Below are 12,541 nucleotides of genomic sequence, written 5' to 3' on the forward strand. Positions count from 1 at the left end.
GTGGATAATGTTAATAACTTTGTGGACGACTGTTATATTAGCATTTCCTCTGTGGATATTTTATAGCGATGTTGCTATGCAGTCCATCTCCTGTAAAATCAAGCACTCACATAAAATGGACCAAATATTGTTTAACAAAGTCGATTTAAAAAAGACAAAAAAACAGTGCTTCATTTTAGAAACACTGTCAGCCTGAAGGGCAACTGCTATCTATCATTTTTGACTCTTCTCACTCTAACTGTTATGTAGATGGTTACATTTCTATGATCGATTGGATATTGATCATATAGGGCTTGAGGCGATACTCAACTGACTTTTTAGCAACCAAATCTGCAATAGCTTTTTCTTGTGAATCCGCAGTGACTAAGCTTCGGCCTTCCAACACAGAACCCTCTTCAACAACGGCAAACCATGTGATTCGATATGACTTCATTCCCACACCCCATATTTAGTATACTTCCTGATGTAAAACTATCATACTACTTATTTCTATTTAAAGAAATCGATTTAAAAAAATTGAATAATTTTTACAATTGATCTGTACAACTTGGAAAATATTTGATTCAATATACAGAGAACCCTTCAAGTTTTAAACATAATATGACTAAGTTTTTTAAAAGGGAATATTATGCATGGAAAAAAATTATGAAACGAAGCATATTTTTTTAGCAATTGCTCTTGTTATTGCTATATTTGCACCGATTTTTTATTTTTTCCTTCCACAGACCATTGCAGACATTGTCCATAATAAGGACGATGTTTTTTTCGTAGCGGTACCAGATGAAAATTTCACCATTTTTGCTATTGGCTATGGATTTATTTGTTTAGCTTCTTCAATACTCTTTTTATTTAATATTCGTAAACTATCCATCGCCATCAGTATTTTGTGTTTAATCCTAGCTTTTTGCATCTTTTATATCGGCTCTCAATACTATCAGACTCTTGCAGCTAGCACCATTTCGTATAGCCCTCTATTCACTTTAAAAAAAGAAACGTATTCTTGGGATGAAGTCACGCAAATCATACACTATCGAAGCGAAAATGGGGATATTTCTGAATATGAATTTGTATTTGCTGATGGCAATCAGATGAAGATAAACGACAATCATTATTTTCAACATGTTTCCTACAAATTTTCAAAAAAGCTGCATGAGAAAGGTTTAACAGTGGAGCTTATTCTCATTAAATAAAAATAAGCCCCTATTGGTTTTCACCACAGGGGCAGCGTTTTTCTATGCTTTCGTCCAGATGTTGCGTATTGGTACACCTGCATCCTTGATTGTTCTAAATAAAGGGCAGCGTAAGTCCACCATTTCTTGCAATTCATTGATCCTCGCTTGCGTTTCACTCGTCTGTAAGATTGCTTTAACCGTTACTTCCTGAAACTTTGGATCGACTTCTAAATCTCCCATCAATCCACTAATATCAATACTTCCTTCTACATCAAATGAAATCTTTTGCAAATCAAAACTCATTTCTTTGGCGATGATTTGTGCCATCACATTTTCGCAAGCAAGTAAAGCTGCTAAAAAAGTTGATAATGGATCAGCAGCAGAGTCATTGCCACCCATTGAAGCCGGTTCATCGACAGCAATTTCATGCTTTCCGGCAGTTGCATCTAATCGCATGCCTGAACCAAATCCATCGACTTTTACTTGTAACATCTGCGTCATTCTTTCTCCTCCTAGACCATTTCTCGCAAAACTCTTGCAGCTTCTGCCATCGTTTTTAATTTTTCGAAGGCAACCTCATCACTATTCATCGGACGTTGGGCAAAAGTCCCGAAGCCACAATCAGGGTTCAAAAAGATTAATTCATCACCTATGATTTCGCGAACTTCCTGAACACGGCGCACCACTTTTTCCACCGTCTCAATTTCATCCGTTCTTGGATTGATCACTCCGAAGCCCAATTCTTTTCCAGCAAATTCCTTTATAATATCTATTTCTCCAGCGCGTGGAGTAGAGTATTCCAGAACAAGCTGATTGACCTTGACATTTGCTAAATAAGGAACTAACGGATCATAGGGTCCTCTAAGAAGGACATCTTCTTCTGTACTCCAATTTCCGCGGCAAACATGAACCCCTATCTTTGTTCCTCGCTCCGTCATCCCTTCAACCACTTGATTCATTAAATCCAATGCAAAGGCGATCTCTTCTTTTGCATCAGCTTTGGCTGTTAGCGCGCCGCACATAAAAGTACGGTTTGCATTTTTCTTCGTAAAAACAACCTCTGTTAAAACCGGTTCATCAAATTGAACAAAATCAGCTCCTGCTTGAATTAAGTCTTCTAGTTCTTCCCGTAGCACTTTAATGATATCTACCGCCAAATCTTCCTTTGTAGGATAGGAATCCTTCGATAATCCTTCGACCCACATTGAGCGTGTTAAAAGATACGGTCCTGGCAAGGTCACCTTTATGGATTTGTCTGTGTGCTTCTTAAGAAATACATAATCATTTAAAGCTAACGGTTTCCTGCGCTTTATTTTTCCTGTAGCAGCTGGATTTGTCATTGAATAGGCAGGCACATCCAATGTTCCGAGAATTTCTTCAAAGCTAGCCTTATCTTCCACATAATCCAAAAGCTCAGCAACTGAAAGCATGCGGACATTATGCAAATGCTCAGCCACAAAGGAAATGTAATTATCTCTCCTTTGTTCACCATCTGATACATAATCAAGTCCCGCTTCTTCCTGCCATTTCACAATTTGCAAAATCGCCTTGTCAGCAATTTCCTGAAATTGCTCCTCTGTTATTCGGCCTACTTTTTTATCACGCATTGCTCTTTGAACTTCTTTCGTTCTTGGCCAGCTCCCAATCATACTTGTTAAAAATTTGCGATTACTCATTTCGAACTCATCCTTCATTGAAGTTACTTATTGATCATTTGCCTAGAAAACGACGGAAAGCTTAATGTCAATTTGAACTGTTTCTATTAACGTTTGGTAAATCGGTGACCTTTTTAATGTATCACGCCAAATTTCTTCGACTTGCTCTTCTTCATGTGGAGATGAAACATAAAAAGTTCCCAAAATTTTGCTGATTTTCGGACTGCCCTCATTCTCGATTTCCATATGATATAAAATATTGTCCAAGCTTCCTTTTAATGTTAGCTCAGCATCGTCAATTTCCACGTTTCTCTTTGAAGCGAGCGCCTTAAAACCAACAACCAAACAGCTTGCTAGCGATGCAAGTAAGTAATCGATTGCGCTAGGAGCGTCCACCTTTGCACTAAAGTCAGCAGGCTGCCCTGCCACAAAGGTGTGATTTCGAGAATGCACCTTTGCCGTTAAATCTCTCCCGCTTTGCGTACGTACACTCCATTGATAACCCTTTGCTGCAGCTAAATCTTGTTTTAAATCGGACTGTGACTGACCTTTACGGATAAAATAACGGGTCGTGCCCTCGCCTGGCTCTGAGCCAAGGAAATCGTGTTCTACCATCCGACACCAGGCAGGCAAATCTTCAGCAACTGTTCTTTCCCTGCTTCTGACCTCCAATATCTCGCCTGAGGTTATTGGGTCGATCGCCTTTTTTATAATGAGGAGAAGGCCTGAACCGCAATCCAAATCCCCTCCATCACAAACTGCATGAGGATCATACACTTACCTCACCCTCTATCTCTTCTTTAGTTGACTATACGATTAATAAGTGATAGATGCTGCTCCCTGACTGAGGAACTCTACTAATTTCGCCCCTCCGACAATGGTTGCCCCTTCAATCAAATCCTCTTCCTCTAATCCGCGTTTTTTATAGCAAGGGCTGCATACCCAAAGCGTTCCACCTGCTTCAACAAATTGATTCATTAACTCTTTTAACGGTGCAAATCCTTCCTCATTAATATCCTCAGCGTATCCCCTGGCAGCCAAATATGCGCCCTCAACATTTAAAAACACAACTGTTTCCTGCCCTGATGCCACAGCAGCATTAGCTACGACAAACCCAACTGTAGCTTTATCACCATCATTATTTGCGTGTGTAATACTTACTAGAAATTTTCCTGACATGTCCATACCTCCATTTTTATCTATGACTCATTTTTTTTGAATGTAATATTGGCTTACTTTTCCTTCATCTTCCCGTTTCAATAGAAGATGATTCTGCAGCCTGCACCAAGCTGGAATATCCTCTCTAGCACCTGGATCATATGAAATAACTTTAATGACTTGCCCATTTCTCATTTTTTTCATCGTTAAAAATAGATTCATAATCAGTTCGCCGCAGCCTGTTGGACCTGCGTCATACGTATGATCCGGCTCTATTCTGGCTGTCACTTAGCTACCTCCTAACATGAAAGCGCATACTAATAATAAAAAAGAGCACACACTTGTCATAATCTCTTAATATTTACAGCCCTCTTTCATTATAAAAAAGTGATAAACTTATATAAATTCAAGTTATCGATAATTCCCATATAAATGAATCGTTTTGATAAATATGTTTGATTGGAGGGTTTTAAAATGGAATTACATCAACTATTCGTCTTCACAAAGGTCGTGGAGCATAAAAGCTTTTCAAAAGCTGCTGAAGCAGTATACTTAAGCCAATCCACCGTCAGCTCTCATATACAATCATTGGAAAAAATGTTAAATGTCAGGCTCTTCGATCGGGTCGGCAGAGATACGATTGTCACTCCATACGGGGAACGTTTGTATCAATGGGCATTAAGATTGCTTGAACTAAAGGATCAGGCTCTTTACGATATTAAGGAAAGTGTCACTGATTTAAGAGGAAAAATCCACATTGGTGTTAGCTCGGTCCCAGGACAATTTTTAGTGCCAAAAATGATTAAAAAATTTCGGAAAGAATATCCGAATGTAACATTTTTAATAAGCGAATTCCCTTCGAAAATCGTTGCGGAAAATGTGACGAGCGGAAAAGTAGATGTGGGGTTTCTCGGTGAAAAATACGAGGATGAACGCCTTCATTATCTTCCTCTCCAAAAGGAAAAGCTGGTCGTCATTTCATCTGATGAATATCATTTGGATGCCCGCTTATCGATTGAAAATATTGTCCAGTATCCATTTATAATGAGAAAGTCTGATTCAGGAACGAAGGCTATTTTAGAAAAATTTTTAAAGAAGAAAAACATTAAAGAAGAGCAGTTGAACATTGTTGCCCATACAGACAGCAGCCAAACATTAATTGAATTCGTGAAGCAAGGAATTGGAATTGCGATTATTTCCGAAATTGCTGCTAAAGAGTACGCTTTAGCGAATAACCTTCATATTCACGAACTAATCGGGTTTGAAGATGAGCGCTATTTCTACCTTGTCTACAATGAGGCGAAAACATTATCTTTCGTTTCCAGACTGTTGATTGAGATGGTCAGTAAAAAGGTTCCCTGCTAAACAGGAGTGATCAAGAAAGACTATCCTCCTGTTCAGTTGCGGACGCTTCTTGAGCGTTAAGGCTATGTAAACCATATTCTCGCTATTTGCAATGGATTAACAACAGACTTTAACCTGCCATCTTCATGATATAGTTTAATAGCTTCCATTTTAGCAAAATCATACGCTGCGTCTTCCAAGTTTTTCATCAATGTAAGCGTCTCTTTTTCGTCCAGTTTAAAAGTCAGAGATTGACCAGCCATTAAAATATCCGCCTTTATCCCTTTTGAGTTGCTCCTTCTCCCTATCATGATCTTCTTCCTTCCATTTAATATTAGAAAAAACTCCCAACTCTATTATAACAGAACAGTTTAAGAGATAAGCTGGGCGACCAATTCCCCATTTTCTGCTTAATAGTACTTAATACCATGTTTTCTTTGCACGCGTAAATGGCTTCTTTTGCTCATCCTATTGCAAAACTAACCTAAAATTATGGAGGTTTCGGCTTATCGACAAAAGGGAGCAAAGTCATGATGTCTTTTATTTCATGAGATAACATTCGTAATTTCCGTTCAAAGGAATTGCTTTGTGTTCACCAAGCCTCCATGTCGGTCTTGTAAAGCGCAATTGGTCCGAAGCTTGAGTTCTCTACTCCAATTGAAGATGTATCGGACGCGAAAAAATCCTTTGGTTCCTGTCAAGTAGAAGCTGTATTGACAGAAAGAAACACCACGTCCTCGAATTTTCCGCTCGAATCAAAAACGCGAAGCAAAGCCAGCATGGTATAACGAAAAAGAGCTTAAAAAAACTGTAAACAAACTAATGGTTTGTCTACAGCTTTAATCTCAAATTTATTTACAACTTAAAATCCCCACTTGCCCTTTTATATATTTTGAACATATTGCTCGCTTGGAACTTTATTTAACATGACATATAAACTCGTATTTTCACCTGTGTCATTGACAAAGGCAAACTCCTCTTCGCCATCAGCGACGATTACATCATTGGCCTTTGCCTTTACATCCTTCCCATCAATTGTAAAGGTGCCTCCGCCGCTAAGAACGAGCAAATAAACATTCGTTCCTGGGTGTTTATGTTTTGGTAAAGATTGATTCGCTGTAAAGTTAAGGACAAATACGGTACTTTCTCCTTCTTTAAACACAATCCGCTTCGTAAAGTTATCTGGGCTATACTCAATATATTCTTGTAGATTAGCTTGTTTCACTGACATGCACACCTTTCTATTCCTTATGAGCTTTGACATCTTCATCATAACTGCTTTTATATTTTTACGGTGTGATCGATATCATCCGTTCGTCAATTCGAGCAACAATAGATAAGATGTAGTTTTGAACAAAATTTTTTCTTTTTTCGGCAGCACGCTGGAAAAGTTTCAACTATAACAAAAAGTAGTATAATGAAAACAGACTTCACACTTTTATCACAATATTTTATAAATTGCACCAATCTGCAAAATAACGATTAGGGGTTGAAAAAATGAAACAAAAGTTAATGGAGAGGCTCATTCGATATGCAAAGGTGGATACTCAATCAAATGAAGATTCAACTACATGCCCTTCAACATCAGGACAGCTTGAGCTTGCCAATATGCTTGTCGAAGAGCTAAAGGCTATTGGCATGAGTGAGGTCACAATGGATCAAAACGGATATGTGATGGCGACACTACCAGCAAACACCGAAAAGAATGTGGCGACAATAGGCTTCTTAGCTCATGTAGATACAGCCACTGATTTTACTGGGGCAGGCGTAAATCCACAAATTGTCGAGAACTATGATGGCAATGAAATTATCCTGAATGAAGAATTGAACGTCATCCTATCACCTCAAGATTACCCAAATCTAAAAAAATACATAGGTCACACTTTAATTACAACAGATGGAACGACCCTTTTAGGAGCGGATAATAAAGCTGGCATCGCCGAAATAATGACAGCACTTGAATACCTATTAGCACATCCTGAGATTGAACATGGAAAAGTGCGGGTTGCCTTTACTCCTGACGAAGAGATTGGCAGAGGACCTCATAAATTTGATGTCAAGGCATTTAACGCAAAATATGCCTATACGATGGATGGCGGACCACTCGGACAGCTTCAATACGAAAGCTTCAGTGCTGCTTATGCGAAGATCACCTTTAAAGGCAACAACATTCATCCAGGAACTGCAAAAGGTAAGATGATCAACTCCGGAAAAATGGCGATGGAATTTAACGGCAAGCTTCCTGCAAATGAAGCTCCGGAGTATACAGAAGGCTACGAAGGCTTCTACCACCTGCTCTCTGTCAATGGTGATGTTGAACAAACAACTCTTTATTACATCATTCGTGATTTCGATCGGGACAATTTTAACCAGCGGAAAGAAACGATCGTAAACATTGTTGAGGAATTGCGGGGAAAATACGGTCAAGATAAAGTCATTCTTGATATGAACGACCAATATTACAATATGCGGGAAAAAATTGAACCGGTCATGGAGATTGTCGATATTGCCCACGAGGCGATGACCAATCTCGGTATTGAACCAGTCATTGAACCTGTTCGCGGCGGAACAGACGGGTCGCAACTTTCTTATATGGGCTTGCCAACTCCTAATATTTTTACAGGTGGAGAAAATTATCACGGGAAGTTTGAGTATATTTCCGTTGATAACATGGAAAAGGCAACAAAAGTCATGATTGAAATTCTCCGATTATTTGAAGAAAAAGCATGATCACCGATTAATAGCGAAGCTTGAAAGCTTCGCTATTAATCCGTTATTGCCCAGCAATGTCATGCTTTTTTAATAATCAGAATTATTAAAAAATGTCTATAACTTTATTACAGGAGTGCTTTTACATGGAAAAGGCTCACGCACTATCATCTAAAGTTCATGCTGCAAAAAATCCCCTTCTCATCGCAGGAATTATTTTTGTTGCCTTTAACTTAAGGCCTACTATATGAGCAATAAAGAATATCTTTCTTGGCTGCAGCTCACTCTAATTCAATAAAGGAAGTGTATTTTCTTCCAGAGGTTGAAACCTTTCAAACGTATTTTCACTTTTCGACGAAACAACTGCCCATCGACATCAACGATGACGGAAAGCGAAATGTATGTTATGTATATAGTTAGAATCGAGGTGCTAATGATGAAGAAAAAAGAGATAGAATATAAAATTCAAGAATTGAAGTATGAATATATTCGCCTGCAAAACGATCTGGAAAAATTGGAGTTTGTGCAAGGAAAGCTTTCCCCACTAGAAAAGCAAATTAGTGAAATTGAAGAAGAATTGAAGGCCCTTCATAAACAGCTAGCAACTCTTTAAAATAGCCATTGGTTTTTTTGATATCCGGTTTGACATGAAACGCGTTTCATCATTTACGCTCTTATTATAAAGGATAAGGAGGCGTAAATGTGATGCTAGGATTAATCATTCTTTGTTTAATTATTTTATCTTCTTCTTATTATTGTTTAAAGGCCTCTGGCCAATCGCTGGATGTTCATCCATTTGAGAATTTTGATGATTATTTTAATCATAAGAAATGATTACTCAAAAACGACAACTTTAAAGGTGAAGTTTATGACAAATATTAAAGACTTAGCTAAAATGGCCAATGTTTCTGTTTCAACTGTCTCTCGGGTATTGAATAACCATCCATACGTAAAAGAAGAAAAAAGACTGGCCGTCTTAGAAGCAATTAAAAAATGCAATTATCAACAAAATATCAATGCAGTTCACTTAAGCAAAGGGAAAACACAGCTCGTCGGCGTCGTTCTTCCTTTTACCGATCTTCCCTATTTTGGACAGTTGTTAAAAGGCATTGCCAATCAGGCCCTTGAACATAACTATAAGCTCATCATATTCCAAACCAATTATATCGAAAGCCGGGAGCTAGAAGCGCTGCAAATGCTTAAACAAAAACAAATTGACTCATTAATTATCTGCTCCAGAACTTGCAACTTAGCGCTTATTCAAGAGTATCTCTCCTATGGTCCGATTGTTCTTTGCGAAAAGGTCGAGGATACTCATCTTGCAGCCACTTTCGTTAACCACTATCAAACATTTATGAAAGCATTGGATTATTTATATGAGAAAGGACATCGACGGATAGGCTATACACTTGGGAGAAAAACAGGAACAAATAGCCACGAACGACAATCTGCATACGCCGATTTCATAAAAAAATATCAGCTCCCTAATAATCCGGACTATATTATTACTGGCTGCTACCACTTAGAAGACGGCTCACAAGTGGTGCAAAGCATCCAAGCAATGTCAGAACCTCCTAGTGCATTGCTTGTAACCTCAGATCAAGTCGCCGCCGGAATCGTTGCATATTGTCAAAACCAGCAAATTGCAATCCCTGACGAACTGGCACTTATTGGCTTTGATAATCAACCAATTGCCAAAATGTTAGGAATTACAACGATTGAAATCCCAATTGAAGAGATAGGAAAAAACCTTTTTCTGCAAGCAATCAATGAAGAGATATCCTCAATTGAAATGGAAGCAAAGCTGATAGAAAGAGGAACAGTGTAGCAAACGTTCCTCTTTCATTTTTAATCGAAAAGCTTTGTTATATGTCGGTGTTGATTTTTGGCTCATTTTCTCTCTGATTCCATGAAGCGACAGAGAAAACTTGTTTTCTCACATCGCTTCATGGAATCAGAAGTTCACACAAAATGAGCCAAAAATCGTTTAATCAACCATATTGTTTAACAAAGCTAATCGAAAAGATAAACATCATCACCTACGGCAATATTTCCTGTTTTTATGACAGAAGCATACACACCAAAATAGTTATTTCTTTCTTTATAAACTGTCTTTAATAAGGATGAATCCAAATTACCGTCATTTGGATCAATATTGATAATCTGACACCGCTCGCAATGTCGTTTCACAATGATTTCAACCTCACCGATTTTTACCCTCTTGCCAAACCATGTCTCTTCAATAAAAGCTTCATTCCCGTCTAAGGAAAACACTAAATTAGGGCGAAACCTTCGATAGTCGACGTGCTTGCCCCATACTTCAGATATCCTTGTCAAAGAGGCTTCTGTTGTAATGAGCAAATGCTCTTCTTCAATTGCTCCAATCGGCACAGATAAAGGAGAATATTGAACCGGAGTTATTTCCCGGTTGGACAGACTCTCTAATTCGTCTTTTAATCCTTCCTCTCCCCATTTGTAAACATGGCCAGTCGGAGACTTTATTGTGAGTGATGGAAAACGCTCGAAACTTTCTTCTCCGGTAAATGAAGCATGATAGTTTGCAAGCTGCGGGATTTGAGTAAGAGTTAAGTATTTTCCCGGCCTCGAATGATCTAAAAAAGCGTGGCTTCGATCTCCATATACTCCATAAGATAGAATCTTTGTTTTTGAAACATTTTCACCACGAAAGGATTTTACAGGATGTCGTACAATTTCCTTTATTTTGCCTACTTTCACTTTCTCTCCTCCTTATGACCCTTTCTTCTATTTTACATATATCGATTGGATTTTGATACCTCCGCCTAGCAAAGGGAAAAACTATTACTACTATTACCACTATTACTTCGTAATTATTATTTCGAAATATAAAAATAATCCCGTTTATTTACAATTATACTAATATAACCCTTAAAGAATAGGAATTTACTCCTAATCCAACAAATTATTTTGACAATACAGAACTATTAAAAGTATTATAGAATAATGTTAAGGAGGATTCAGAATGAGTAATGAAATGAAACAGAAAATTGTGGAGAGCGTTCCTCAAAAGGGGTTTTTTGGTCACCCTAAAGGTTTGTTTACCCTCTTCTTTACAGAATTTTGGGAGAGATTTTCTTACTACGGAATGAGAGCAATCCTTGTTTTTTATATGTATTATGAGGTTTCCAAAGGCGGCCTTGGACTCGATCAGACAACAGCACTGTCAATTATGTCTATCTATGGGTCACTCGTTTATATGTCTGGCATCATCGGCGGTTGGCTAGCAGACCGCATACTGGGGACATCTAAAGCGGTTTTTTACGGCGGAATTTTGATTATGCTCGGTCATATTGCTCTCGCCGTGCCTGGCAACCTAATTTTATTCTTTATTTCTATGGTATTAATTGTACTCGGTACAGGATTATTGAAACCAAATGTCTCTAGCGTTGTCGGTGACATTTACAGCGAACAAGACAATCGTCGGGATTCTGGTTTTAGTATTTTCTATATGGGAATTAACCTTGGTGGATTCCTTTCACCTCTTATCGTCGGTGAAATCGGAATGAAGCATGACTTCCATTTAGGTTTTGCCATCGCAGCGATCGGAATGTTTATTGGACTTCTTCTGTTTGTTTTTACAAAGAAAAAGAATCTTGGGCTTGCTGGTACAATCGTTCCTAATCCAATGACAGCTACGGAAAAGAGAAAGACATTTACGATTGTCGGATTATCGGCAATCATTCTTGCCATCGCTATTGCTGTAGCGATTCCAATGGGGCTGCTTACGTTCGATAGCTTTGTTGCACTGATTGGGATATTAGGGATTGGCTTACCAATTCTATATTTCACAGTGATGTACCGCAGCAAAAAAACATCATCAGTAGAGCGTTCTAGATTATTGGCTTATATTCCGTTATTTATTGCCTCTGTAATGTTTTGGGCCATTCAAGAACAAGGCTCTACCATTTTAGCTAATTATGCGGACAAGCGTACACAACTTGAAATAGCTGGATTTTCGATTTCTCCAGCATGGTTTCAATCTTTAAACCCATTGTTTATCATTACTATAGCTCCTATTTTTGCTTGGATGTGGGTCAAGCTTGGGAAGCGACAGCCAACCATTCCTCAAAAATTTTCATTTGGGTTATTATTTGCGGGTCTATCATTCATCGTCATTCTTATACCTGGTTATTTCGCCGGTACGGATGCACTCGTTAATCCATTATGGCTAGTGCTTAGTTATTTCATTGTTGTTTTAGGAGAATTATGCCTATCACCAGTAGGACTTTCAGCAACGACAAAGCTTGCACCTGCCGCTTTCTCGGCGCAAACGATGAGCCTGTGGTTTTTATCCAACGCAGCAGCACAGGCAATCAACGCACAAGTTGTAAAATTCTATACACCGGAAACGGAAATGGTCTACTTTGGTATAATTGGTGGAGTCTCCATCTTATTAGCCGTCATCCTCTTCTTATTTGCTCCAAAAATCCAAGGATTTATGAAGGGGATAAAATAGGGCACTGT

Annotated in this window: 16 protein-coding genes; 7 read left to right on the forward strand and 9 right to left on the reverse strand. The window is 38.4% G+C overall.

Annotated features, from left to right (window positions below; genetic code table 11):
• Window positions 1–253 precede the first annotated feature (253 nt).
• Window positions 254–433, reverse strand: a complete 180-nt coding sequence (locus tag NST02_RS20410) for a hypothetical protein (RefSeq protein WP_095314117.1) — start codon at window positions 431–433, stop codon at window positions 254–256.
• Between the two features lie 199 nt (window positions 434–632).
• Between NST02_RS20410 and NST02_RS20415 the strand changes: the two genes are divergently transcribed.
• Window positions 633–1,190: a hypothetical protein gene (locus tag NST02_RS20415; RefSeq protein WP_095314119.1), complete on the forward strand. Its 558-nt coding sequence runs from the start codon at window positions 633–635 to the stop codon at window positions 1,188–1,190.
• A 42-nt stretch (window positions 1,191–1,232) separates the two neighbouring features.
• On the opposite strand, the gene NST02_RS20420 is transcribed toward NST02_RS20415, so the two are convergent.
• From NST02_RS20420 to NST02_RS20440, 5 genes are read right to left on the reverse strand one after another with little or no spacing between them, the layout of a single operon-like run.
• The gene (locus NST02_RS20420; protein ID WP_095314121.1) at window positions 1,233–1,673 is read right to left on the reverse strand and encodes an OsmC family protein; all 441 of its coding nucleotides are present in this window, start codon (window positions 1,671–1,673) and stop codon (window positions 1,233–1,235) included.
• A gap of 11 nt (window positions 1,674–1,684) precedes the next feature.
• Window positions 1,685–2,848 carry a cobalamin-independent methionine synthase II family protein gene (locus NST02_RS20425; RefSeq protein WP_095314123.1) on the reverse strand — a complete coding sequence of 388 codons (1,164 nt, stop codon included), beginning with the start codon at window positions 2,846–2,848 and terminating at the stop codon, window positions 1,685–1,687.
• 42 nt (window positions 2,849–2,890) lie between these two features.
• Window positions 2,891–3,604: a sulfurtransferase TusA family protein gene (locus NST02_RS20430; protein WP_095314125.1), complete on the reverse strand. Its 714-nt coding sequence runs from the start codon at window positions 3,602–3,604 to the stop codon at window positions 2,891–2,893.
• 39 nt (window positions 3,605–3,643) lie between these two features.
• Window positions 3,644–4,006 carry a DsrE family protein gene (locus NST02_RS20435; protein WP_095314127.1) on the reverse strand — a complete coding sequence of 121 codons (363 nt, stop codon included), beginning with the start codon at window positions 4,004–4,006 and terminating at the stop codon, window positions 3,644–3,646.
• 27 nt (window positions 4,007–4,033) lie between these two features.
• Window positions 4,034–4,273 (reverse strand): sulfurtransferase TusA family protein, encoded by a 240-nt coding sequence (locus NST02_RS20440; RefSeq protein ID WP_095314130.1) that lies wholly within the window; start codon window positions 4,271–4,273, stop codon window positions 4,034–4,036.
• Window positions 4,274–4,459: 186 nt separating this feature from the next.
• Between NST02_RS20440 and NST02_RS20445 the strand changes: the two genes are divergently transcribed.
• On the forward strand, window positions 4,460–5,350 hold the full coding sequence (locus NST02_RS20445) for a selenium metabolism-associated LysR family transcriptional regulator (protein ID WP_095314132.1): 891 nt from the start codon (window positions 4,460–4,462) through the stop codon (window positions 5,348–5,350).
• A gap of 62 nt (window positions 5,351–5,412) precedes the next feature.
• Here the strand turns inward: NST02_RS20445 and NST02_RS20450 are convergent, their stop codons facing one another.
• Both NST02_RS20450 and NST02_RS20455 read right to left on the reverse strand, forming a co-directional pair.
• Complete coding sequence (locus NST02_RS20450) at window positions 5,413–5,640, reverse strand: hypothetical protein (RefSeq protein ID WP_095314134.1); 228 nt, start codon at window positions 5,638–5,640, stop codon at window positions 5,413–5,415.
• A gap of 572 nt (window positions 5,641–6,212) precedes the next feature.
• The gene (locus NST02_RS20455; protein ID WP_321177989.1) at window positions 6,213–6,560 is read right to left on the reverse strand and encodes a cupin domain-containing protein; all 348 of its coding nucleotides are present in this window, start codon (window positions 6,558–6,560) and stop codon (window positions 6,213–6,215) included.
• Window positions 6,561–6,826: 266 nt separating this feature from the next.
• Here NST02_RS20455 and pepT point away from each other — a divergent pair, with 266 nt between their 5' ends.
• From pepT to NST02_RS20475, 4 genes are all read left to right on the forward strand, one after another.
• Window positions 6,827–8,059, forward strand: a complete 1,233-nt coding sequence (gene pepT, locus NST02_RS20460; protein WP_095314140.1) for a peptidase T — start codon at window positions 6,827–6,829, stop codon at window positions 8,057–8,059.
• A 415-nt stretch (window positions 8,060–8,474) separates the two neighbouring features.
• A complete protein-coding gene (locus NST02_RS20465; RefSeq protein ID WP_170211385.1) occupies window positions 8,475–8,651 on the forward strand; it encodes an SE1832 family protein in 177 nt (58 codons plus the stop codon).
• Window positions 8,652–8,740: 89 nt separating this feature from the next.
• A complete protein-coding gene (locus tag NST02_RS20470) occupies window positions 8,741–8,872 on the forward strand; it encodes a hypothetical protein (protein WP_268951627.1) in 132 nt (43 codons plus the stop codon).
• 34 nt (window positions 8,873–8,906) lie between these two features.
• Window positions 8,907–9,866, forward strand: a complete 960-nt coding sequence (locus tag NST02_RS20475; RefSeq protein WP_095314183.1) for a LacI family DNA-binding transcriptional regulator — start codon at window positions 8,907–8,909, stop codon at window positions 9,864–9,866.
• A 185-nt stretch (window positions 9,867–10,051) separates the two neighbouring features.
• Here the strand turns inward: NST02_RS20475 and NST02_RS20480 are convergent, their stop codons facing one another.
• Window positions 10,052–10,774, reverse strand: coding sequence for an MOSC domain-containing protein (locus NST02_RS20480; protein ID WP_095314143.1), 723 nt, complete (start codon window positions 10,772–10,774; stop codon window positions 10,052–10,054).
• Window positions 10,775–11,039: 265 nt separating this feature from the next.
• Between NST02_RS20480 and NST02_RS20485 the strand changes: the two genes are divergently transcribed.
• On the forward strand, window positions 11,040–12,533 hold the full coding sequence (locus NST02_RS20485; protein WP_095314145.1) for a peptide MFS transporter: 1,494 nt from the start codon (window positions 11,040–11,042) through the stop codon (window positions 12,531–12,533).
• Window positions 12,534–12,541: the final 8 nt, after the last annotated feature.

This window comes from Robertmurraya sp. FSL W8-0741, assembly GCF_038004005.1.
Lineage (GTDB): Bacteria > Bacillota > Bacilli > Bacillales > Cytobacillaceae > Robertmurraya > Robertmurraya siralis.

Bases quoted from the DNA above. Each gene is read 5' to 3' on its own strand.
- NST02_RS20410 (WP_095314117.1), bottom strand. From the start codon at position 433: ATGAAGTCATATCGAATCACATGGTTTGCCGTTGTTGAAGAGGGTTCT.
- NST02_RS20415 (WP_095314119.1), top strand. From the start codon at position 633: ATGGAAAAAAATTATGAAACGAAGCATATTTTTTTAGCAATTGCTCTT.
- NST02_RS20420 (WP_095314121.1), bottom strand. From the start codon at position 1,673: ATGACGCAGATGTTACAAGTAAAAGTCGATGGATTTGGTTCAGGCATG.
- NST02_RS20425 (WP_095314123.1), bottom strand. From the start codon at position 2,848: ATGAGTAATCGCAAATTTTTAACAAGTATGATTGGGAGCTGGCCAAGA.
- NST02_RS20435 (WP_095314127.1), bottom strand. From the start codon at position 4,006: ATGTCAGGAAAATTTCTAGTAAGTATTACACACGCAAATAATGATGGT.
- NST02_RS20445 (WP_095314132.1), top strand. From the start codon at position 4,460: ATGGAATTACATCAACTATTCGTCTTCACAAAGGTCGTGGAGCATAAA.
- NST02_RS20450 (WP_095314134.1), bottom strand. From the start codon at position 5,640: ATGATAGGGAGAAGGAGCAACTCAAAAGGGATAAAGGCGGATATTTTA.
- NST02_RS20455 (WP_321177989.1), bottom strand. From the start codon at position 6,560: ATGTCAGTGAAACAAGCTAATCTACAAGAATATATTGAGTATAGCCCA.
- pepT (WP_095314140.1), top strand. From the start codon at position 6,827: ATGAAACAAAAGTTAATGGAGAGGCTCATTCGATATGCAAAGGTGGAT.
- NST02_RS20465 (WP_170211385.1), top strand. From the start codon at position 8,475: ATGAAGAAAAAAGAGATAGAATATAAAATTCAAGAATTGAAGTATGAA.
- NST02_RS20475 (WP_095314183.1), top strand. From the start codon at position 8,907: ATGACAAATATTAAAGACTTAGCTAAAATGGCCAATGTTTCTGTTTCA.
- NST02_RS20485 (WP_095314145.1), top strand. From the start codon at position 11,040: ATGAGTAATGAAATGAAACAGAAAATTGTGGAGAGCGTTCCTCAAAAG.